Below are 20,879 nucleotides of genomic sequence, written 5' to 3'. Positions count from 1 at the left end.
AAGCGCCGGCCGAAACCACCGAAGGAGACACTATGGAAGCCGAAACCGCCGCCCGGGTACCGGCACGGTATGGATCGTCCGAAGTGGCTCCTGCACGGGCAACCCAGGACCGCATCGACATCCCTGAGTTCGCCCCGAGCCTGCTGCCGGAAGGTGAAATTTCCGCCGACCGCTTCCTGGACCGCGAGCTGAGCTGGCTCCACTTCAACGCCCGCGTGCTCGATCTCGCGGAAGACCCGGATCTGGCGCTGCTCGAGCGGGTGAACTTCCTCTCCATCTTCGCCTCGAACCTGGACGAGTTCTTCATGGTGCGTGTAGCCGGCCTGAAGCGCCGCATCGCCACCGGCCTCGCCGTGCCCTCGGCCGCCGGGCTGAGCCCCATCGAGCAGCTCGAGACGATCATGACCGACGGGCTGGCGCTTCAGCGCCGTCACGCCGCCATTTTTGCCGAGCACATCCGGCCGGCACTCGCTGAGGAAAATATTCACCTCACTACCTGGGACCAGCTTGACGACGTTGCGCGGCAGGATCTGAACAAGCTGTTCGCGGAGAAGGTCTTCCCCATCCTGACCCCGCTCGCGGTGGATCCTGCGCACCCGTTCCCGTACATTTCCGGGCTCTCGCTGAATCTCGCCGTCGTCGTGCGCAATCCGGTGAGCGATAAGGAACTCTTTGCACGCGTCAAGGTGCCGGATCAGTTGCCGCGCCTCATTTCCGTGGATGGGCCGCGCGCCGGAAACGTGGCCGGCAGGACCGCACGCTTCATCCCGCTCGAAGAGGTAATAGCAGTCCACCTGGACCAGCTGTTCCCCGGCATGGAGGTCCTGGAGCACCACACATTCCGCGTCACCCGCAACGAGGACCTCGAGGTCGAGGAAGACGACGCCGAGAATCTGCTGCAGGCGCTCGAAAAGGAGCTGCTGCGGCGCCGGTTCGGCCCGCCTGTACGGCTCGAAGTGACCACCGACATCAACCCCAGCATCCGGGCGCTGCTTTCCCGGGAGCTGGGCGTCGAAGAAGACGAGGTCTACGATCTGCCCGCCCCGCTGGACCTGCGCGGCCTCAGCGTGATCGCGCGGATTGACCGCGGCGACCTCCACTACCCAAAACATGTGGCGCACACCAGCCGCGACCTCAACGAGAGCGAAACCTCGAAGGCCGCGAACGTTTTCGCCGCGATGCGACGCCGGGACATCCTCCTGCACCACCCGTATGACTCCTTTTCCACCTCCGTGCAGGCGTTCCTCGAACAGGCCGCTGTGGACCCGAAGGTCCAGGCGATCAAGCAGACCCTGTACCGCACGTCCGGGGACTCCCCCATCGTCGATGCCCTGATCGACGCGGCGGAGGCGGGCAAGCAGGTCCTGGCCCTTGTGGAGATCAAAGCCCGGTTCGACGAGCAGGCGAACATTTCGTGGGCGCGGAAGCTGGAGCAGGCAGGCGTGCATGTGGTGTACGGCATCGTAGGCCTGAAGACGCACTGCAAGCTCTCCCTCGTAGTGCGCCAGGAAATCGACGGGCTCCGCCGCTACTGCCACATCGGCACCGGCAACTACCACCCCCGCACCGCCCGCTACTACGAGGACCTGGGGCTGCTCACCGCCAACCACGAGGTGGGCGAGGACCTCTCCCGGCTCTTCAACCAGCTCTCCGGGTATGCGCCCAAGTCGACGTTCAAGCGACTGCTCGTCGCGCCCCGCTCAGTCCGCTCGGGCCTCATCGAACGCATTGAGCAGGAGATCGCGAACAGCCAGGCAGGCCTGGAATCCCGTGTGACCATCAAGGTGAACTCGATCGTTGACGAAGCGCTCATCGACTCGCTGTACCGCGCGTCGCAGGCCGGAGTGAGGGTCGACGTCATTGTTCGCGGCATCTGCTCCGTGCGCCCCGGCATTCCCGGGCTGAGCGAAAACATCACCGTGCGTTCAGTCCTCGGCAGGTTCCTCGAACACTCACGCGTCTTCGTGTTCGCCAACGCGGGTGATCCGGCGGTGTTCATCGGTTCGGCCGACATGATGCACCGTAATCTCGACCGCCGCGTGGAGGCGCTGGTCCAACTGTCCTCACCGGAGCACATCACCTACCTGATCTCACTGATGGACCGCTACCTCGACAGCGGTACCGCGAGCTGGCACCTGGACAGCGACGGCGAGTGGATCCGGCATCACAAGGACGACGACGGCAATCCGCTCAGCGATGTGCAGTCCTGGCTGCTGGCATCCCGCTCACGCAGTCGTCTGCGACCTGCCCGCCAGTGATGACGCAGCCTGACACGGCGGTCGACAGGGAGCACAGCAGGGAGGGCGCCGCCGTCGTCGCTGCCGGTGCGCTGTGTTGGCGCAAGCGATCCGGTGCACTGGAAGTCCTGCTCATCCACCGTCCCCGCTACGATGACTGGTCCTGGCCCAAAGGCAAGATCGACGCCGGTGAAACAACCCCGGAGTGTGCCGTCCGTGAGGTCCGCGAGGAAATCGGCATCACGGTGAAGCTCGGCATCCCGCTGCCCACCATCGAGTACCCCGTAGCCTCCGGGCTCAAGGTGGTTCACTACTGGGCCGCCAAAGCCGACGGCTTGACGCTTACGCCGGACGGCAAGGAGGTTGACGACTTCCTGTGGTGTTCTCCGGAGCGTGCAGCCGGGCTGCTCAGCAACCCATCGGACCGGGAGCCGCTGGAGGCCCTGGTGGAGGCGTTTGCCGAAGACAATCTGGCTACCTGGCCGCTGATCATCGTCCGTCACGCAAAGGCGAAGCCCCGCTCGTCCTGGACCCGGGCGGAAGGCGAGCGCCCGCTGGCTGCAACCGGGCGGCGGCAGGCACAGGCAGTGAGCCGCCTGCTGCAGGCTTGGTCCCCCGAACGGATAGTGAGCAGCCCCTGGGACCGGTGCGTGCAGACGGTGATGCCCTACGTCAAGAGGTCCAACGCCAAGCTGAAGTTGGTCGACGCCATCACCGAACACAATGCAGCCCGCAAGCCCGCACGGGCGGGCAACACGGTGGAGAAGCTGTTCGACCGGCGCGTTCCGGTGGCCGTGTGCAGCCATCGCCCGGTGCTGCCGCTGCTGTTCGACGCGCTTCGGACCCACATGCCGGCCAGGCTGGGGAAGATGCTGCCGGTGTCCGATCCGTACCTGGCGCCGGGTGAGGCCATCATCTGTCAGGTAAGTTCCAAAAAGGCGGGGAAAGTCGTCTCGGTTGAGCAGTTCCGCGCCTACGACGACTGAGCGGGAAGCGAACTTCGAACGACCTTGGGGGAACGATGGATCCGGTCACGTCAACATTGCTGGGGCTCTGTATCGGAGCGCTGCTTGTTTATGGAGTTCTTCGATTTGCGTCCTACACGCCGTCCAGGAATTTTGACCCTCGTCAGGCGGCGCGAACTCACGGCTTGTGGACCGCGGTCATCGCGCTGTTCGCGAGCGGAGCAACCAACAACCAGCGGTTTCGAGAGCTGGGGCCGGTGTGGGTCGATGAGCGACTCGCCTATCTGGAGAGCCAGGGGTTTCTCACCGTCCTTGTCCAGACATCCGCTCCCATGATTGCCCTGGGCGGAATCTACGTCACCGCCCAGTTCACCTGGCCTCGATCGAGGGCAGCAGTGCGCATCGCTGATCCGTCCGCTCGAAGAGGAATCGACTTCCTACCCCGGAACCTCGCTCTTGCCACCGTCGTCGTCGCAATTTTCGCTGGATCGCTGATTGCTGCCTCTGCATCCCTCCCCGGAGTTTCCGGTGAATCCCGGACTCGAGGCGAAGCGGTAATTCCCGTCGCCGACCGCGTGGATGGCGCCTATTTCGCGACAGTGCTCGGCGCAGCGCTTGTTGCTCTCCTGACAGGCGTGCTGCTGGCAGTGCTGGTGATCGTACGACGACGGCGGATTCCGACACTGAGCGCCGAAGACGACGTAGTGGTCCGGAAAATCGCTATCAATCGACTGCTGCGCACAACGATCCTTTCACTGACCGGCATGGCGACTGGCATCAATGCTGCTGATCGTGCCCGGGATACCGATCGTGCTGGCAATTTGGTACTCGTCAGACAGCGCGGCTCCGCTGGTTCTGATCGTCAGTGGGTATGCGGCATTCCTCGCGATCCAAATCGGCGTCGAGGCCCTGCTTCGCAAAAACCACGCCCCCGGGGTCAGACATCGCGTGCCTATCCGCGGTCTCTTACCAGTCTGGCTGTGCGTGGCCCTTCCTGCATCCACCTGCATCGCTCTGGCGACTGCTGCGGTCCTGGTTCATGCGTCGTCGTCGGTATCTGCACGATCGATTCTGTGGCTCGCAGCTGTGCTCCTGCTCTTCGTGTTGGCTGCGGCGGGGGCATGGTTATCCCTCACCCGGCCACCGCTGTCGCACGCGGACGGTGCGCAGGACCGATTGCTGAGGGCAGTGACCCTGTACAGGGTTTTCAGGGCGCTCACCTCGGCAATGCTGATGCTGACCGCGTCCCTGATCAGCACCCATGCGCTGACTCTGTCCACGGTGCTCGGGGTCTACCAACCGCCGTCGGCCGGGGTATCAACGGCGGTGACTACCGCGAACGCACTGCTTTTTGCACTCGCCGCCATCATCGTGCTGCTTCCCGGACCGGTTCGACCGCCAGCCACCGAAGAGGCTGGCGAGGCGAAGGCCCTTTACCCATGACGAGGTCAGCGCCGCCGGAAGAACATTAGACTTGGTGCCGTGACTACCCCGCTTCCCACTCCTTACGAAGACCTGCTCCGCGATGTCCTGGCCAACGGCACGCCGAAATCGGACCGGACTGGGACCGGCACCCGCAGCGTTTTCGGACGGCAGCTGCGGTTCGATCTGGCGAAGTCCTTTCCCCTGATCACCACCAAGCGCGTGCACTTCAAGTCTGTCGCCCTTGAGCTGCTCTGGTTCCTTCGCGGTGACTCAAACGTCCGCTGGCTGCAGGAGCGCGGAGTCCGGATCTGGAACGAATGGGCCGACGACGACGGCGAGCTGGGCCCTGTCTATGGCGTGCAGTGGCGTTCCTGGCCCACGCCCGACGGCGGCCACATCGACCAGATCGAGCGCCTCATCGAAGGGCTGAAGGCCAATCCCGATTCCCGGCGGCACATTGTCTCGGCCTGGAATGTCGCCGAGATCGAGAACATGGCGCTGCCGCCCTGCCACGCCCTCTTCCAGTTCTACGTTGCGGACGGCAAGCTGTCCTGCCAGCTGTATCAGCGCTCCGCGGACACCTTCCTTGGCGTACCGTTCAATATCGCCTCCTACGCGCTGCTCACGCTGATGGTCGCGCAGCAGGTGGGACTGGAGCCCGGCGAGTTTGTCTGGACCGGCGGCGACGTCCACATCTACGACAGCCACCTCGAGCAGGTTGCCGAGCAGCTGTCCCGCGAGCCCTACCCCTACCCGGCGCTGCGCCTGAACCGGAAGCCCGAGAGCATCTTCGACTACGAGCTCGAGGACTTCACGGTCGAGAATTACCAGCACCACCCCACCATCAAGGCGCCGATCGCCGTATGAGTGAGCCTTTGAACGCAGCGGCGCTGGTCGGGTCGCCTGTCATCGGCATGATCTGGGCGCAGACGGTCGACGGCGTGATCGGCAGAGATGGCAGCATGCCCTGGCACCTGCCCGAAGACCTCGCCCATTTCAAACGCACCACTGAAGGCCACCCCGTCATCATGGGAAGGCGCACCTGGGAGTCTTTCCCCGAGAAGTACCGTCCGCTGCCTCGCCGCACCAACATCGTGGTGAGCAGGCAGGAACTGGACGGGTCAGACTATCCGGGTGCCGTCGTCGTCGGCTCGCTTGAGGAGGCCCTCAGGGAGGCACGCGGCAGCGAGGGTGCTGACGAAATCTGGATTATCGGCGGCGGACAGATATATGCGGAGGCGACCGAGCACGCCAATGCTGCTCTCGTGACGGTGATCGATACTGCTGTTGAGGGCGACACTTACGCGCCCGCGTTGGCTCAGTCGTGGAACCTCACGGGAGTTGAACCGTCGGAGGGTTGGACCACCGCCCGGAACGGCACCCGCTTCCGGATCAGCCTGTGGACCCGGGCCGAGGGCGGTGGGCAGCCCTCCCCATCGCGGGACACCCCCTCCGCTGGGTAGTCTCAGGGTCGGGACGAAGATCAGGCGCGGGAAAAGACACGGGGAAAAATGACTGGGACGCTGGGGGCCAACCCGGATCAGCTGCGCTCGCTGGCGCAGCACTGCGGTACAGGAGCACAATCGCTGCTCGACATCTCGGCCAGCGTTTCCGCGGTGGTCAACAATCCCGGGTTCTGGAAGGGCAGCGACGCCGATCGCACCCGCCAGCAGTGGAACACCGTGTTGCGGATGCAGATCCTGTCTGCCTCCACGAGCCTCGACCGGGCCAAATCCGAGCTGTTGGAGCAGGCCGCCGACCAGGAGCGCACAAGTTCGGACGCCGATGGCCCCGGAGGACCAGGTGCCCCGGGAATGACGCGCGCGGGGAACCAGGAGCGCGCGCCCCTGCCTGGAGAAGACGTCCCCGGGCCGGATTGGCTGCTGGGGCCCGACTCCCCCTTCCGTGACGGCTGGGACATCTACCAGCTCATCAAGGCGTTCCCGAACATACGCGCCGGGCTCTTCGACATCGGCGCGATGCTGACGCCGGCTCTGCGCAGCGGGTTCGGAGACCCTGCCGCCTGGACGGCTTTCCGCAACTCGAACATGCTCAGCGGATTCTTCAACACCTCCGGTGACCTGTTCGACGGGAACTGGCATACGGCGCTGAACCTGACAGAAGGCTCCCGGGCGTTCACGGCCTTCGACATCCTGGGCAAGGGGCTCGGCGTCGTCGGCACCGGGCTGGACCTGTACGACACGATCAACCACCTGAATAACGGGGACACGGGCGATGCGATCTACTCTGGCGCCAAGACGGCTCTCGGGGTGGCCTCCTTCTTCCCCCCGCCGGTCGGCACCGTCGCCATGGTGGCCAGCGGAGCACTTGCCATCTATGACAACGTCCCGGTGGTGCACGACGCCGTCAATGCGGTGGGCGGGGCAATCGCCGACACCGCTGAGGACGTGGGCGGCGCTCTAGTCGACGGCGCCGAAGCTGTAGGTGATTTCTTTGGTTTCTAGGACTTCAATTGCACGAGGAGCAGCACGATGACCGAGACCGTGTCGAAGCCTGAGCAGGCCGACAGCCCGTATCCCGACGCCATTGGGTTCGGGTTCGCCGAGGTGGCAGCACTGCTGAACCTTGCGCCGGGCGCAGCCGCAACCGCGAGTGCCGCGGCATTGCGGGTGAGCGATGAAATCGGGGAGACCCGCATTGTTGCGGCGGGCGGCTCCTCACTGGTGGCGCGCGGGCTGGCTTTCCCCGACAACGACGGCGTGCTCTCGGTCGGCGGGCCCGTGGCCGCCGTGACCCGTGCGCTTACCACCGCCCAGCGCAGGATCGAGATCAGCCTGATTGCGCCCAGCTACTCGGACAGCGTGATTTCCATCGAATCTGCGGAGTACGAGATCCTGATGCAACCGCGCAGCCATCTCACCTGGTTCGCGATGGCCAAGCGGCCGGACATCACCGGCGCCGAAGCGAATCTCTTCATCGTGCAGTCGCACTGTGCCGAACATCCGGACGGCGGTGCAATCGTGAAGAACCGCGAAACCCCCGAAGCCGCTGACCTGCTGATCAAGGTTGAAGAGGGCGCCTGGACTGTTGGACACCGACTGCCGGGGGCAGATTCCGTTGAATCCGAGCGGGGCCTGTCCGAAAGCGATGTGCTGGCCCGACTACGCGCACTACGACAGGACTGAAACATTGGTTTACGACGCCGAGCGGGAACGTCGAGATACCCGGACGAGGGCCGCACACGAGGAGCAGGTAGCGCGGACCGGTGAGAATCGTGTGCTGACGCGCGGGATCAACGGTGAGCTGGTGAGCTACACACGGGAGGAGTACGGGGTGGGCCGCACCGGATTGGGCCCGCGTATCAACACGCGCTGGGGTCATCTCGTCTACGTGGTCGCTATCGCGGTCATCATCGGCATCTTTCTCTACCTCCCGCTGCAGAATGTCCTGGTTGAAGGCAATTCAGAAATGATCGGGTTCCTGGTAATTCCGGCTCTCCTGATCCTGTTCGAGGTGTACGCGGTGCGGAATCTCTTGCGGGAGTGGCGCGCGCACAAGCTCCGTGAAGCGCGTGGGCTACCGCGGCCGGCGTACTAGGATCGGCGTCGTTGTTTGACGTCATTCGTGTAACGGCTGCGGGCAGTTTGACCGGTTCCCCTAGACTTAATCCATGACTTCCGCAGCAAACTCGCCTTCTTCCGTGCCCTCCGTCGGTCTGGTCGGCTGGCGTGGGATGGTCGGCTCAGTCCTGATGCAGCGCATGCAGGACGAGGGCGACTTCCGCTTCATCAACCCGGTCTTCTTCTCCACGTCCAACGCCGGTGGAGCAGCGCCGTCGTTTGCCGAGGGCGCTGCTCCGCTGCAGGATGCGTACGACGTCGAGACCCTGGCAAAGCTGCCCATCATCGTGACCGCGCAGGGTGGAAGCTACACCTCGGAGGTGTACCCCAAGCTGCGCGACGCCGGATGGGACGGCCTGTGGATCGACGCCGCTTCCACACTGCGCATGGAGGAAGCGTCCATCATCGTGCTTGACCCGGTCAACCGCGATGTCATCGACGCGGGACTGGGCCGGGGTGTACGCGACTTCATCGGCGGCAACTGCACGGTCTCGTGCATGCTGATGGGCCTGGGCGGACTGTTCAAGAACGGCCTGGTGGAGTGGGGCACGTCCATGACGTACCAGGCGGCCTCCGGCGGCGGAGCCCGGCACATGCGGGAGCTGTTGAACCAGTTCGGATCGATTCACGGCGCCGTAGCCGAGAATCTTGCGGACACAGCATCAGCCATCCTCGACATCGACCGTGTCGTGCTGGCCCAGCAGAAAGACCCCCTTCTGGACGCGTCCCAGTTCGGAGTGCCTCTCGCCGGTTCAGTCATCCCGTGGATCGACGCGGACCTCGGCAACGGGCAGTCGAAGGAAGAGTGGAAAGCCGGCGCCGAGACCAACAAGATCCTCGGCAAGGACATCGACGGAGCCCGGATCCCCTTCGACGGCCTCTGCGTGCGGATCGGCGCCATGCGCTCGCACTCGCAGGCCCTCACTCTGAAGCTCACCGAAGACCTGTCGGTGAACGAAATTGAATCTCTGATCGACCAGGACAACGAGTGGGCAACCGTGGTGCCCAACACCAAGGAAGCCACCGTTGCCGGGCTCACCCCCGTGGCTGCCAGCGGATCGCTGCACATCCCCGTTGGACGCATCCGCAAACTGGAAATGGGCCCGGAGTACATCAGTGCTTTCACCGTGGGTGATCAGCTCCTGTGGGGTGCAGCCGAACCGCTGCGCCGCATGCTCCTCATCGCCACGGGCAACCTCTAGGGCTGCTCCTACCTCTTCGAGAGCTCTCTGGCGAGGAAGTATTGCAGCGTCCAGCATCCTTCGAATGCGCGTTCTAGAAAAATGTCAGAGGTGCGGTGCAGACTGTGCTGCATGAATCAGATTCCGGTAGATCAGGTCCTGACGCGGTACTTCTCTGCAAGCGCCGCAGGACGCCACCCCGCAACAGTTGAACGCTACGGGCGCGTACTGGCCCACCTGCGGCTCTTCCTCGAGCAGGAAGGGGACTGCACCGTCAGCACAGAGACGGCCACGCTGCTCGCCCTTGAACGGCAGTTTGAGTCGGAGGGTGCCTTCGAACGACTTCTTGGCGCCGAGCAGCTCGTGTTCGCGCTTCCCCGCTTCCTCAGCAATACCTGGCTGCTGGCCGATTTCCATGACCGGCTCGCCCAGATCAGTCTGGTCTCGCGCCTGGTGCAGTGGCTGTGCAGCCGCGAACTGGTGGACAGCCGGTGGCACCGCCACGCGGTCATGCAGACCCGCGCGGCCGCTGAGAAGGCACGGCGACGGGCAACGACATGAGCTGCTCAGTTCAGAGAACAGCCGATCAGTAACGGCTCCGGGTGCAGCCGGATCCCGAAACGCTCCTGCACCCCGTCCGCCACCAGCCGCGCGATGCTCAGGAGATCCTCCGATGAAGCCTCTCCCCGGTTGGTGACGGCAAGCGTGTGCTTGGTGGAGAGGGAGGCCCTGCCGCCGGCTGCACGGTAACCGGCGTCGTCGGCGAGCCCGAAGCCCTTGCCGAATCCTGCCTGCTCAATCAGCCAGGCAGCACTCAACTTCACCGAGCCGTCAGGCATCGGGTACCTCGGAGCACCCTCCGGCAGTGATTCCGCTGCCGTGGCCTCCACTATCGGATTGGTGAAGAAGGATCCGGTGCTGTAGGTGTCCCGGTCAGCGGAGTCCAACACCATACCCTTGGCTGCCCGGAGCTTGAGCACGGCGCGGCGCACGTCATTGGCGTAGGTTCGCCCGCCCACCTCAATGCCGAGTTCCCGTGCCAGTTCTGCATACCGCACCGGTGCGCCCATACGCCCGAGTCCCAGCTGGAACTGGACCGTCAGCACCACATAACGGGGAGATCCGGCATCGGTGGTGCGCTTGAGGAGGGAGTCGCGGTACCCGAACTTGAGGTCGAAGTTGGCCAGTGACTTGATCGACCGGGTTTCGCGGTCGTAGGTGCGCACCATGGCAACGGTTTGGGATACTTCGGCGCCGTACGCACCGACGTTCTGCACGGGTACCGCGCCGGTCGAGCCCGGAATACCGGACAGCGCCTCCAGCCCGGAGTAGGCGTGGCGCACCGTGTATTCGACGAGCTCCTCCCAGGGCTGACCCGCTTGCGCGGTGACCATCACCCCTCCACAGGTGGCGTCGTCGTCGTTCACTGTGAAGCCGGTGGAGGCAATCCGGACCACCGTGCCGGCCAAGCCGCTGTCCGCGATCAACAGGTTCGAACCCCCGCCGATCAGCAGGAGCTGTTCCCCCGCGTCATCGGCGGAGCGGACAGCCTCGATGATTTCGGCTTCCGTGCGCGCTTCCACGAACTTGCGGGCGGGCCCGCCAACCCGTGACGTGGTGAACTGGGCGAGGGACGTCACCAGATCCGCACCACTGCCTGTGCCTTGACGAGCACCTTTTGTCCGTCGGCGGAGACCGTCAGATCGATGCGTGCGGTCGAATTGTCCGGATCCACCTTGCCTACGACGCCGACGACTTCGATGACCGCGCCGGCCTGGCCGGGCTGCGCGGTGGTGTCCGCGACCACCACCGGTCGGGTGAAGCGGGTCTGGTAGTCGATCACGGCGGCCGGGTCGCCGATCCAGTCAGTGACCAGCTGAACGGCAGAACCCATGGTGAACATTCCGTGGGCGATGACGCCCAGCAGGTCCACGCCGCGTGCGAAGGTTTCGTTCCAGTGGATGGGATTGAAGTCGCCGGATGCGCCCGCGTACTTCACGAGGTCCAGCCGGGTGAGATCAATCGAGGAGCGGCCAATCTCCTGGCCCGTTTCAAGGTCTGCCAACGTAATCGCCATGCTTACTGCTCCTCCCCACGCACCAGGATGGATGACATGGTTGTTGCCGTCTTCTCGCCCTCCACGGTGGAGATTTCTGCGCGGGTGGTGATCATCGCTCCTCCGCCCATGGCGCGGACCTGGTCCACGTGAAGTTCGGCGACCAGCTCGTCGCCGGCAACGATCGGCCGGTGGTGGATGAACCGCTGGTCAGCGTGGACAACACGGGTGAAGTCAATCCCAGCCTCCGGGTCGTTGATCAGTTGCGCGTCGGCCCGCTGGGCGATGATGATGGCGAACGTCGGCGGGGCCACGATGTCGCGGTGGCCGAGCGCCCTCGCCGCCTCAGGGTCGAAGTGCGACGGATGCGTCGCCTTGACGGCCTGTGCAAACTCGCGAATCTTCTCGCGCCCAACGGTGTAGACCTCGGCGGCGGGATAGCTGCGCCCCTGAAGGTCGGGATTGATCGTCATGAAACTCCTTGTTTCCGGGCTTTTCCGGCGCTCGAATTGCTTGTCCCAGCCTAGCTGTCCTGGTGTGCCGACGGACTGCCGCGTTACGTCCCTCAGGTCTGCGGCGGGCGGATACGGCGGCGGGCATCACGGCCGCGGACAATGAGACCTGCCAGGTGCGCTGCCATCCCCGCGATGATGATGGGCAGCGCTGCGAACACCATCGGATCTGTCTGGAGCATCGCTCCGGCGATGGCCAGCAGAATGCCGACGCCGGTGAGGATCAGTGCGGTGATCACGAGCTTCCGGTACAGCGGCGATCCGGTGTCCCAGGGTGTGTTGAGCATCCCTCAACCTTACCGAAGCGCTAGAACAGCTCGTCCTGGACGGCGATCGGCGGGGAACGGAACTCGCCAAGCTCAATGCGGCGGCCGCGCAGCAGCGCTAGGTTCAGCAGGAACTGCCCTTCTGCTACGTCCAGCAGCGCCGTCTGACCGAGCAGGGCCTGCACGGTCCCGCCATGGTCCCCGGACTCAAGGCTCGGCGGATAGACCGGTGCCCGCGCCGCCAGGATCCGCTTCCAGCTCTCTGGCGGGCGCCACTGCTCCTCCACAGCTGTGAAGCCGTCGATATCCATCCCCTCCGCCAGCAACCCGCGCACGACGCCGGCTGCCTCCTCATTCACGTTGTCCAGTTCCACCTCAGCCAGAGGACGGGCGAGGGCCGCCGTCTTCGCCGCTGATCGGACCGCCTGCGGCAACCCGGCATGGCGCGTCACGGCGTCTTCAAGGACCCGCACCACCCGACCATCGTCGGCGTGAGCGACATAGCGGGCGACGACGGCGCCCTGCTCGGTCAAACGGCTCCACTTGCTGCGGTGCGAGGCTGTTCCGACCTTGGTGGAACCGTCGGCGAAGGTTGCAACATAGAGCCAGTGCTCCTGCGCGAGGTAGGCGGCGAGCCCGTCGGGTGCTACACCGGAACGGTGAACGTCGTGCATGAACCGGAAGTCATCCCGCGCGAAACAGGGCCCGCACTGATAGCCGCGTGCCGCCGTCGTCTGTTCCGGGCAGGGAAAGGCCCGCCGGTCGGTGGGTCCCAGTACCTTCGCGTAGCCGAGGCAGAACCTTTCACCCCTGTCGCTGAGGACGCGAAAGCCGAGAAATGTCGGCAACTGAGTCAACTGCATCGACGTCGGAACACCCTGCGGGGTAGCGATCGCCAGGGACGGGCCGGACCGGCTCCAGGACACGCCGTGGCAAAGGAAAGGTCCGGTGAGCATGTCGCCACGCTACCGGACCGTCCTGGTCAAACCGTCTAAGGGGAGGTCAGGCTGTCTGCCCCTCGTGCTGACCTTCGGCAATCTCTTCGAGCATTTTGTCGTTGAACGCCGGAAGGTCATCGGGGTTGCGGCTGGTGACGAAGCCCTTGTCCACCACAACCTCGTCGTCGGTCCACTGGGCACCGGCGTTACGGAGGTCGGTTTCGAGCGTGTGGTAGGACGTCATAGAGCGGCCACTGACCACACTTGCCTCAATGAGCAACCACGGTGCGTGGCAGATAGCTGCAACGGGCTTGTGCTGCTCAAAGAAGCTACGGGTGAAAGCCTGTGCGTCCTTGTCCACGCGAAGATGGTCAGCGTTCACTACGCCGCCGGGCAGTACCAGCGCGTCGAAGTCCTCGGCCTTTGCCTGGCTCACCGTGAGATCGACCGGGAACGTATCACCCTTGTCTGTGCCATTGAAGCCCTGCACCGAGCCCTCGGAAGGGGCTACAAGCGTCGGTACTCCGCCGGCGCCCTTGACCGCTTCCCAGGGGCTGGTGAGCTCAACCTGTTCGACGCCGTCCGTGAGCAGGAAGGCCACTTTCTTTCCGGAAATATCGTGCATAGTCATGCTTCCTCCATTCCGTTGGCTTACCTCTCCAGCCTAGGAATGATCGGAATGATAAGCAACCTGACTATTACAGTCCGTCCGCCACCGCGGCCGCCGCGGCAAGCCATGCTGCCTGTGTTGCCGGCTTGAGCGCGCCCCAGCGGATGCGGCCCTTCAGCAGCGCCACATCGTAGGGAATGGTGACGGCGCTACGGGCAAGCTGCGCAAAACCGTCGGCAATGTGCTGGGCCTGCGCAGCGGTACCGTTCTTGTCCGACTGGCTGACAATGACCACGGCGTTCTGCGACAATTCCGCGTACTGACCGCCCCGTGCGCGGAGTGCTTCAAGGAGGAGCGCCCCCGCCTCTGCATGCTCCTCAAGTGTGGTGGTTGCGATGACCAGCTGGTCGGTGTGGCTGATCATGCGAAGCCAGCGCTCTGCGGTTTCATCGTTTCCGGAGTCCACGATGTTCAGCCGGAAGTATTTGGAGGCCACCTCGTGCAGCGCATCAAAATCGTCCGCGGTAATTTTCTGTTCCGACGCCAGGACGTCCGGCTTGGAACGCAGGACGTCGTACTTGTCTTCCGTCTGGTGGTGGACGTAGCGCGCCAGCAAGGCGGATTGCGCCGAGGGTGCCAGCAGCTGGCTGGTCTCCGGCAGGAGGTCCATCACCGAGGAGTTGTGCGGGCCCTGCTCAGTGCGCCACCCCAGGGTGCCGCGGGTTTCATTGTTGTCCCACGCGAGCACCGGTCCCCCTCCGTTCCGGGCGAAAACCGCTGCGAGCATGACCGTGGTCGGTGTTTTGTTTGCGCCGCCCTTGCCGTTCACAACCGAGATGGTTCGCGGGCCGGGCCAGTGCTGGCTGACCGCGCGGGTATGTGCGCGGGTGGTCAGCTCCCTCTGCGACGGCGCAATGCGGATACCAATCCGTGACAGCAGTCCGCGGAACCCTGTCTCCGCGGGAACGGTGCCGTTGTCGGGGGCAAGAAAGGAGCGACGCCGTCCTTCGGAGGCCTCCTGCCGTCGCGATTGCCGCGGCGGATCAGCCGGCGGATGCGGCACTGCCGGATCGGCAGGCAGGGTGGTGACTGGCGTCGTCGTGCTGGTGACAGGTTCTGGATGCATCCGGTCCTCCGATGCGTTGGACGGTGCTGTTACGGGAACGGAAGGCAGGTTGCCGGCTGGGGACGCCGACGATGGAGGCTCAACCGGGGTCACCGACGGAACGGTGCCGGTGACAGCCGATTCCTGCTGGGGTATCACGACTGGAACGGACATGGTGCGGACACCGTGGGCTGACTCGTCGAAGCGGATGTCGAGTACAGGACGACGCACGGCGTCCTCGTTGGCGTCTTCCGCCTCCGCTGCGGAGCCGGGCTGGGAGCTCTGTCCGGCAGACGGCGAGAAACGGTCCGCAAAACGCGGAACCTCGGAAATGGGCCCAGTTCCCGGCTCACGTCCGGAGCGGCGTCGGCTTGCGCGGGTTGGGAAATCTTCCGGGTTCTCGCCCGGCCCCCAGGCCGAATCGTTGTCAGTCATGGTTCCTGTCCTGTCGATGTGCCTCGCGCCCCATACTATAAGGAGGCTGACCACAGCCCGATTCCGGCATTGCGGCGGGAAAGCGACAGGCCGACAGCTCGTTGCGAGCCGCCGGCCTGTTTATCTGTAGCGGTGGCGGGACTCGATCCCGCGACCTCACGATTATGAGTCGTGCGCTCTAACCAGCTGAGCTACACCGCCATAAATGAGACTGCCCGCATTCAATCTTACGATCTGCAGCGGGCCTCCCATTTGAGAGCCCCCCACCGGAATCGATCCGGTGACCTCGTTCTTACCAAGAACGCGCTCTACCACTGAGCTAGGGGGGCAACAGCAGAAAACTTTACCAGCTAAATCGCGTGCTGAAAAATCGGGTCGCGGGGTGCTTTTCACTTCGCTGATGGACCCTGGAAACGACGACGCCGGCCCCCGCTGCATACAGCGAAAAGCGCCGCTGTTGCGCAGAAACGTGGGGAACTTCCCACGAGCCTGCACAACAACGGCGCTTCTACGGATGCTGCAGTCGGCGTCGAATCAGGGTACTGGAACTACCACTTTTCGCGGCGTCCGTTACCGGCGCCTGCGCCCTTCTGGTGACGCGGCTTGCGCTCGCCTGAGGCCGCTCCACGGTCGGACCGGAAGTCGCCGTCGTGGGAGCGCTCGGCGCGGAAGCCGCCGTCGTGTCCGCGGTCACCGCGGTAGCCCTCACCCTTGCGGTGCGGCTTCTTGAAGTCGCCGGCGGGGCGGTCGCTGTTGGGGCGCCGTCCCTTGTCCAGCTCGAGGTGGATCAGTTCGCCGCCGATGCGGGTCTTGGACAGCGCGCGCCACTGGTCCTTGGAGAGCTCAGCAGGGAGCTCCACCAGGGTGTGGTCCGCGCGGATGTCAATTCCGCCGATTTGCGACGACGACAGTCCACCTTCGTTGGCGATAGCTCCAACGATGGAACCGGGCATCACGCGCTGGCGACGGCCGACCGCGATGCGGTAGGTGGCGTTGCCCTCGGTGAGGGTGCGCGTGGGTCCGCGGGAGCCGAAGGCATCCTTGCGTCCGCCTGCGCGCTCCTTCTGGCCTGCCGGTGCCTGCGGGATGTCCTTGACCAGGATGGGATTACCGCCCTGGGACATGACGGCAAGCGCTGCGGCGATCTCCGCGGCGGGCACGTTGTGCTCGTTCTCGTAGTTGGCGATCAGGTCGCGGAAGATTGAGACGTCCTCAGTGGCGAGGGTTTCGGTGATGCGCTCCGCGAACTTGTTCAGGCGCAGCTCGTTGACGGCCTCGGTGGAGGGCAGGTGCATCTGCTCGACCGGCTGGCGCGTTGCCTTCTCGATAGAACGCAGCAGGTACTTCTCACGCGGGGTGATGAACAGGATGGCATCGCCTGAACGGCCCGCGCGGCCGGTGCGGCCGATACGGTGAACGTAGGACTCGGTGTCATGCGGGATGTCGTAGTTGACCACGAGGGAGATGCGCTCAACATCAAGGCCACGGGCTGCTACGTCCGTTGCCACGAGGATGTCGATCTTGCCGTCGCGCAATGCCTCGATGGTGCGCTCACGCTGCTGCTGGGGAATGTCACCGTTGATGGCAGCAGCCTGGAAGCCCCGGGAACGCAACTTGTCCGCCAGGTCTTCAGTGGCCATCTTGGTGCGCACGAAGGCAATGATTCCGTCGAAGTCCTCGACCTCAAGGATGCGCGTCATCGCGTCGAGTTTGTGCGGGCCCATGACCTGCAGGAACCGCTGCCGGGTGTTGGCGCCGGTGGTGGTCTTCGACTTGACCGTGATTTCCTGCGGGTTGTTCAGGTACTTCTGTGCAATGCGGCGGATGGCGCTCGGCATGGTCGCCGAGAACAGCGCAACCTGCTTGTCCTCCGGGGTACCTGCGAGGATCTGCTCCACGTCGTCGGCGAAGCCCATGCGCAGCATCTCGTCAGCTTCATCGAGCACGAGGTACTGCAGGTTGGACAGGTCCAGCGATCCCTTGGACAGGTGATCGATGACGCGGCCGGGGGTGCCGACCACTACCTGTGCGCCGCGGCGAAGGCCTGCCAGCTGGGGGCCGTACGCGGATCCGCCGTAGACCGGTAGCACGGTGAAGTTGTCGATGTGCTTGGCGTAGGAGGCGAACGCCTCTGCGACCTGCAGCGCGAGCTCACGCGTCGGAGCGAGAACGAGGACCTGGGTGAACTTGGCGGGACCGTTGAGGTCAGCGAGCTCCGCCATTCTGGAGAGCGCGGGGATAGCGAACGCTGCGGTCTTGCCGGTTCCGGTCTGCGCGAGACCGACGACGTCGCGCCCTTCCAGCAGTGCCGGAATGGTTGCGGCCTGGATGGGTGAGGGCTTTTCGTAGCCGACGTCGGAAAGAGCGGCGAGCACGCGGCCGTCCAGGTTGAAGTCGGTGAACTTCACATCCGGAGTTTCGGTTTCAGGAGTGGCAGTAACGTCAGGGGACAGGTTTTCAGGCATGGGGAAGTTGACCTTCACTAGGAGCCGGGCGGCGTCTGATGAGCCGCATGAACAGGAAATCCAGCGCTGTTTCAATCCCGCGGCAGGACCATACATTCCAGCTTTGCACCGCTATCACAGCGGTGAAGTGCAATGTTTCTGACCGGCGCTCCCTGAATGAATCTGCCCGCTTCGCTAAACGCTGCGGGCCCCAACACAACCAATCCATGCCGCTTGAGGGCAGGAATAAAGGGAAAACCGGTGTGGGGGATGTTTCAAGTGTACCCCACATAGTTCCGGCCCCGCTCGGTCAGGGCCATGATCGGCACGTGAGGCTGCCCACAGGCCCTCTCCACAGGCGTTCATTTGGCACGACACGCCCCTTTTGCCGCCGGATAAGGGGCGTGTCCTGACGAATGAACGCGGGGGATGAAGTCGGGTCAGGCGGGGACCTGCTGTGCCTGTATCTGTGCTTGTGCCCGGGCGAGCACTTTGGTGACGTCCGGCGTGAGCTGGGCGCCGCCGTCGTGCGCTGCCTGCAGCCTGGCCGCCTGCTCAGGTGACATGCCGGCGAAAAGCTGACCGATGGTCACCCCATGCTCCGGCCGGTGCTCGACGACGACGGCGTCCCCCGCCTCGATGTGCCCGCCCTTGAGGACGCGGAGGTACGTGCCGATCCTGCCTTCAGCAGCGAAGCGCTTCACCCAGTTGGGTTCCCCCAGGTAGCGGGCGAAGTTCATGCACGGCGTTCGCGGCTCAGTCACCTCGAGGAGAACATCCCCGATCCGCCACCGCTCGCCGATCACCGCGTGGGTGGCCTCGATCCCGGAGACGCGGAGGTTCTCGCCGAACTTGCCCGGAGCCATGTCGCGCCCCAATTCGGCTGACCAGAAATCGGCGTCTTCCTGCGAGTAGGCGTACAGGGCCTTGGACGGGCCGCCGTGGTGCTTCCGGCTGGCCTGGATGTCGCCGGTCAGCCCAAGCGGGTGCACCTTCACCGGCCCGGCGGCTGCACGCTTGTCGATTGCCGTGACGCCGGTGGAATCCTTTGTGGGCAGCAGGGCGTGGACGCGGCATACCGCAAGGAGGGCACCTGTTGTCATGTCTCGATCGTATCGGGCGTGAGTACTTCAGGAGGCTGAAAAGCCGCCGTCGGCCTTGAGGAGTTGCCCGCTGATCCAGCGGCCGGCCGGCGATAGGAGGAAAGCGACGACGCCGGCGACGTCGGCCGGTGTACCCAGGCGTCCGGTCGGCTGTTGGGCGGTGAGCGCCTCGCGTATTTCGCCGGTCATCCAGCCGGTGTCCACCGGACCGGGATTGAGCACATTGGAACTGATCTTCCGCTCACCGAGTTCGCGGGCGGCCGCAATCACGATCCGATCCAGCGCACCCTTCGACGCTCCATACGGAAGGTTGTGCACCGTGTGGTCGCTGGTGAGCGCAACGATGGCGCCTCCGTCGTCGGGGCATTGCAGCGCGAACGCGCGGATGAGCTGCCAGGCAGCGCGTACATTGACAGCGAAGTGACGGTCGAAACTCTCGACCGTCGTATCAAGGATGGACGAGTCCACGCTTTCCGTGTGCGAAAGCACCAGCCCGGTCAGCGGGCCCAGTTCCGCCGCGTCGCGCAGAAGCGCGTCGGCAGTGCCCGGCTGTTCCAGGTCTGCGGGCAGGAGGGTCACTCGGGAGCCGATCGCCTCCAGTTCTGCGGCGAGGTCCCGCAGCGGGGCGTAGGGGTCTGTTGCCTGGTTGACCCGCTCGTCGTAGGGGTGCCAGTAGGAGAGCACAAGGTTCCATCCCTCGGCAGCGAGCGCACGGGCGATGCCGGCGCCGATGCCCTCGGGACGTCCCGCGCCGGTGATCAGGGCTGATCGTTGCGTCATCGCATCAGTGTAGGCAGACGGTAAGTTTGACTGTGACCCCCACCACCGGCGAAAGGTCTGCATCCATGACTGTCACAGCAATCATCAACGCGCACGTCGTACCCATTGAAGGCGAACCCTTCGACGGAACCGTCGTCATCGAAGACGGCAAAATTTCCGCACTCGGAGCGGACGTTACCGCTCCCGAGGGCGCCGACGTCGTGGACGCCGGCGGCAAGTGGCTCCTCCCCGGCTTCGTCGACGCACACGTACACCTCGGCACGCATGAAGAAGGCGAAGGCTGGGCGGGCGATGACACCAACGAGATGACGGACCCGGTCACCGCCGGCGTCCGCGCGTTGGACGCGGTGAATCCCTTCGATCCTGGGTTCGACGACGCCCTCGCTGGCGGAGTGACCTCGGTGAACGTGAATCCCGGATCCGGTAACCCGATCGGCGGCCTCGCCGTTGCAATCCACACCCACGGCCGGTACATCGAAGAGATGGTGCTGCGCTCCCCCAGCGGCCTGAAGTCCGCCCTCGGCGAGAATCCCAAGCGCGTGTACGGCGAGAAGAAGCAGACGCCCTCCACCCGGCTTGGCACCGCCATGATCATCCGCAAAGCCTTCATGGAGGCCCAGAACTACATGGGCAAGGCGGACGAGAACGCCCGCGACCCGAAGCTCGAAGCCCTCGCCATGGTGCTGCGCCGTGAAATTCCCTGGCGCCAGCACGCCCACCGCGCCGATGATATCGCCACGGCCCTGCGCATCGCGGACGAGTTCGGCTACGATCTGGTGCTTGACCACGGCACCGAAGCACACCTGCTCGCCGACGTGCTGGCCGAGCGCGGTGTGCCCGTCCTGATCGGACCCCTGTTCACCACCAAATCCAAGGTGGAACTGCGCGGCCGCTCAATCGCCAATCCCGGCAAACTGGCTGCCGCCGGCGTTGAAATTTCGATCATCACCGACCACCCCGTCATTCCGATCAACTTCCTGGTTCACCAGGCCACCCTCTCAGTGAAGGAGGGGCTGGATCCCAGTACGGCGCTGCGCTCGATCACGATCAACCCCGCGAAGGTGCTGGGGCTGGCTGAGCGCATCGGTTCCCTCGAGCCGGGCAAGGACGCCGACGTCGTCCTGTGGAGCGGTGATCCGCTGGATGTCATGCAGCGCGCCCTCACCGTCTGGATCGGCGGCAAAGAGGTGTACCGGTACGACGAGGCCGCGCGCGCCGGCGTCGTGGCTCCCCGGGGCTGA

21 protein-coding genes and 2 tRNA genes are annotated in these 20,879 nt (G+C 64.6%); 11 read left to right on the top strand and 12 right to left on the bottom strand.

Features of this window, described 5'->3' with window-relative positions:
• The first annotated feature begins 32 nt into the window (after positions 1-32).
• The 10 genes from Q0877_RS08675 (at position 33) to Q0877_RS08630 (ending at position 9,950) form a co-directional block, all read left to right on the top strand.
• Positions 33-2,258 carry an RNA degradosome polyphosphate kinase gene (locus Q0877_RS08675; protein WP_299167023.1) on the top strand — a complete coding sequence of 742 codons (2,226 nt, stop codon included), beginning with the start codon at positions 33-35 and terminating at the stop codon, positions 2,256-2,258.
• Positions 2,258-3,223: an NUDIX hydrolase gene (locus Q0877_RS08670; RefSeq protein ID WP_299167021.1), complete on the top strand. Its 966-nt coding sequence runs from the start codon at positions 2,258-2,260 to the stop codon at positions 3,221-3,223. The genes Q0877_RS08675 and Q0877_RS08670 overlap by 1 nt, the downstream gene beginning before the upstream one ends.
• Before the next feature lie 759 nt (positions 3,224-3,982).
• Positions 3,983-4,645, top strand: a complete 663-nt coding sequence (locus Q0877_RS08665) for a hypothetical protein (protein ID WP_299167020.1) — start codon at positions 3,983-3,985, stop codon at positions 4,643-4,645.
• A gap of 39 nt (positions 4,646-4,684) precedes the next feature.
• Positions 4,685-5,494 (top strand): thymidylate synthase, encoded by an 810-nt coding sequence (locus Q0877_RS08660; RefSeq protein ID WP_299167018.1) that lies wholly within the window; start codon positions 4,685-4,687, stop codon positions 5,492-5,494.
• Positions 5,491-6,090, top strand: coding sequence for a dihydrofolate reductase (locus tag Q0877_RS08655; protein ID WP_299167017.1), 600 nt, complete (start codon positions 5,491-5,493; stop codon positions 6,088-6,090). Before Q0877_RS08660 ends, Q0877_RS08655 begins: the two co-directional genes overlap by 4 nt.
• Positions 6,091-6,138: 48 nt before the next feature.
• On the top strand, positions 6,139-7,092 hold the full coding sequence (locus Q0877_RS08650; protein WP_299167016.1) for a hypothetical protein: 954 nt from the start codon (positions 6,139-6,141) through the stop codon (positions 7,090-7,092).
• Between the two features lie 27 nt (positions 7,093-7,119).
• Entirely contained in the window at positions 7,120-7,773 is a 654-nt protein-coding gene (locus tag Q0877_RS08645) for a hypothetical protein (protein ID WP_299167015.1), read from the top strand.
• Positions 7,774-7,777: 4 nt separating this feature from the next.
• Positions 7,778-8,185, top strand: a complete 408-nt coding sequence (locus Q0877_RS08640) for a hypothetical protein (protein ID WP_299167014.1) — start codon at positions 7,778-7,780, stop codon at positions 8,183-8,185.
• A 73-nt stretch (positions 8,186-8,258) separates the two neighbouring features.
• On the top strand, positions 8,259-9,410 hold the full coding sequence (gene asd / locus Q0877_RS08635) for an aspartate-semialdehyde dehydrogenase (RefSeq protein WP_299167012.1): 1,152 nt from the start codon (positions 8,259-8,261) through the stop codon (positions 9,408-9,410).
• Positions 9,411-9,521: 111 nt separating this feature from the next.
• Positions 9,522-9,950, top strand: coding sequence for a hypothetical protein (locus tag Q0877_RS08630; RefSeq protein ID WP_299167011.1), 429 nt, complete (start codon positions 9,522-9,524; stop codon positions 9,948-9,950).
• Positions 9,951-9,955: 5 nt separating this feature from the next.
• On the opposite strand, the gene Q0877_RS08625 is transcribed toward Q0877_RS08630, so the two are convergent.
• From Q0877_RS08625 to Q0877_RS08570, 12 genes are all read right to left on the bottom strand, one after another.
• Positions 9,956-11,029: a UDP-N-acetylmuramate dehydrogenase gene (locus Q0877_RS08625; protein ID WP_299167010.1), complete on the bottom strand. Its 1,074-nt coding sequence runs from the start codon at positions 11,027-11,029 to the stop codon at positions 9,956-9,958.
• A complete protein-coding gene (locus Q0877_RS08620; protein ID WP_299167009.1) occupies positions 11,026-11,466 on the bottom strand; it encodes a MaoC/PaaZ C-terminal domain-containing protein in 441 nt (146 codons plus the stop codon). The genes Q0877_RS08625 and Q0877_RS08620 overlap by 4 nt, the downstream gene beginning before the upstream one ends.
• A 2-nt stretch (positions 11,467-11,468) precedes the next feature.
• Positions 11,469-11,918 (bottom strand): MaoC family dehydratase N-terminal domain-containing protein, encoded by a 450-nt coding sequence (locus tag Q0877_RS08615; RefSeq protein ID WP_299167008.1) that lies wholly within the window; start codon positions 11,916-11,918, stop codon positions 11,469-11,471.
• Positions 11,919-12,010: 92 nt separating this feature from the next.
• Entirely contained in the window at positions 12,011-12,244 is a 234-nt protein-coding gene (locus Q0877_RS08610) for a hypothetical protein (protein WP_299167007.1), read from the bottom strand.
• A gap of 20 nt (positions 12,245-12,264) precedes the next feature.
• Positions 12,265-13,179, bottom strand: coding sequence for a DUF2797 domain-containing protein (locus Q0877_RS08605; protein ID WP_299167006.1), 915 nt, complete (start codon positions 13,177-13,179; stop codon positions 12,265-12,267).
• Between the two features lie 46 nt (positions 13,180-13,225).
• Positions 13,226-13,792 carry a type 1 glutamine amidotransferase domain-containing protein gene (locus Q0877_RS08600; RefSeq protein ID WP_299167005.1) on the bottom strand — a complete coding sequence of 189 codons (567 nt, stop codon included), beginning with the start codon at positions 13,790-13,792 and terminating at the stop codon, positions 13,226-13,228.
• Positions 13,793-13,859: 67 nt separating this feature from the next.
• On the bottom strand, positions 13,860-15,311 hold the full coding sequence (locus Q0877_RS08595) for an ATPase (protein ID WP_299167004.1): 1,452 nt from the start codon (positions 15,309-15,311) through the stop codon (positions 13,860-13,862).
• 127 nt (positions 15,312-15,438) lie between these two features.
• Positions 15,439-15,512, bottom strand: a tRNA-Met gene (locus tag Q0877_RS08590).
• Positions 15,513-15,568: 56 nt separating this feature from the next.
• Positions 15,569-15,640: transfer RNA gene (locus Q0877_RS08585), tRNA-Thr, on the bottom strand.
• Between the two features lie 219 nt (positions 15,641-15,859).
• The gene (locus Q0877_RS08580) at positions 15,860-17,776 is read right to left on the bottom strand and encodes a DEAD/DEAH box helicase (protein ID WP_299167003.1); all 1,917 of its coding nucleotides are present in this window, start codon (positions 17,774-17,776) and stop codon (positions 15,860-15,862) included.
• A 419-nt stretch (positions 17,777-18,195) separates the two neighbouring features.
• A complete protein-coding gene (locus tag Q0877_RS08575; RefSeq protein WP_299167002.1) occupies positions 18,196-18,858 on the bottom strand; it encodes an MOSC domain-containing protein in 663 nt (220 codons plus the stop codon).
• Positions 18,859-18,885: 27 nt separating this feature from the next.
• Complete coding sequence (locus tag Q0877_RS08570) at positions 18,886-19,638, bottom strand: SDR family NAD(P)-dependent oxidoreductase (RefSeq protein WP_299167001.1); 753 nt, start codon at positions 19,636-19,638, stop codon at positions 18,886-18,888.
• 65 nt (positions 19,639-19,703) lie between these two features.
• Here Q0877_RS08570 and Q0877_RS08565 point away from each other — a divergent pair, with 65 nt between their 5' ends.
• Positions 19,704-20,879 (top strand): amidohydrolase, encoded by a 1,176-nt coding sequence (locus Q0877_RS08565; protein ID WP_299167000.1) that lies wholly within the window; start codon positions 19,704-19,706, stop codon positions 20,877-20,879.

Source organism: uncultured Arthrobacter sp., assembly GCF_947495145.1.
Classification (GTDB): domain Bacteria; phylum Actinomycetota; class Actinomycetes; order Actinomycetales; family Micrococcaceae; genus Arthrobacter_D.
The sequence above is the reverse complement of the archived record's forward strand: the minus strand, read 5'-3'. Positions and strand labels throughout refer to the sequence as shown.

Excerpts from the sequence above, each read along its gene's own strand:
- Q0877_RS08570 (WP_299167001.1), bottom strand. The coding sequence starts at position 19,638 with ATGACGCAACGATCAGCCCTGATCACCGGCGCGGGACGTCCCGAGGGC.
- Q0877_RS08670 (WP_299167021.1), top strand. The coding sequence starts at position 2,258 with ATGACGCAGCCTGACACGGCGGTCGACAGGGAGCACAGCAGGGAGGGC.
- asd (WP_299167012.1), top strand. The coding sequence starts at position 8,259 with ATGACTTCCGCAGCAAACTCGCCTTCTTCCGTGCCCTCCGTCGGTCTG.
- Q0877_RS08650 (WP_299167016.1), top strand. The coding sequence starts at position 6,139 with ATGACTGGGACGCTGGGGGCCAACCCGGATCAGCTGCGCTCGCTGGCG.
- Q0877_RS08645 (WP_299167015.1), top strand. The coding sequence starts at position 7,120 with ATGACCGAGACCGTGTCGAAGCCTGAGCAGGCCGACAGCCCGTATCCC.
- Q0877_RS08655 (WP_299167017.1), top strand. The coding sequence starts at position 5,491 with ATGAGTGAGCCTTTGAACGCAGCGGCGCTGGTCGGGTCGCCTGTCATC.
- Q0877_RS08620 (WP_299167009.1), bottom strand. The coding sequence starts at position 11,466 with ATGGCGATTACGTTGGCAGACCTTGAAACGGGCCAGGAGATTGGCCGC.
- Q0877_RS08575 (WP_299167002.1), bottom strand. The coding sequence starts at position 18,858 with ATGACAACAGGTGCCCTCCTTGCGGTATGCCGCGTCCACGCCCTGCTG.
- Q0877_RS08630 (WP_299167011.1), top strand. The coding sequence starts at position 9,522 with ATGAATCAGATTCCGGTAGATCAGGTCCTGACGCGGTACTTCTCTGCA.
- Q0877_RS08675 (WP_299167023.1), top strand. The coding sequence starts at position 33 with ATGGAAGCCGAAACCGCCGCCCGGGTACCGGCACGGTATGGATCGTCC.
- Q0877_RS08565 (WP_299167000.1), top strand. The coding sequence starts at position 19,704 with ATGACTGTCACAGCAATCATCAACGCGCACGTCGTACCCATTGAAGGC.
- Q0877_RS08595 (WP_299167004.1), bottom strand. The coding sequence starts at position 15,311 with ATGACTGACAACGATTCGGCCTGGGGGCCGGGCGAGAACCCGGAAGAT.
- Q0877_RS08665 (WP_299167020.1), top strand. The coding sequence starts at position 3,983 with ATGCTGCTGATCGTGCCCGGGATACCGATCGTGCTGGCAATTTGGTAC.
- Q0877_RS08615 (WP_299167008.1), bottom strand. The coding sequence starts at position 11,918 with ATGACGATCAATCCCGACCTTCAGGGGCGCAGCTATCCCGCCGCCGAG.
- Q0877_RS08605 (WP_299167006.1), bottom strand. The coding sequence starts at position 13,179 with ATGCTCACCGGACCTTTCCTTTGCCACGGCGTGTCCTGGAGCCGGTCC.
- Q0877_RS08600 (WP_299167005.1), bottom strand. The coding sequence starts at position 13,792 with ATGACTATGCACGATATTTCCGGAAAGAAAGTGGCCTTCCTGCTCACG.
- Q0877_RS08610 (WP_299167007.1), bottom strand. The coding sequence starts at position 12,244 with ATGCTCAACACACCCTGGGACACCGGATCGCCGCTGTACCGGAAGCTC.
- Q0877_RS08580 (WP_299167003.1), bottom strand. The coding sequence starts at position 17,776 with ATGCCTGAAAACCTGTCCCCTGACGTTACTGCCACTCCTGAAACCGAA.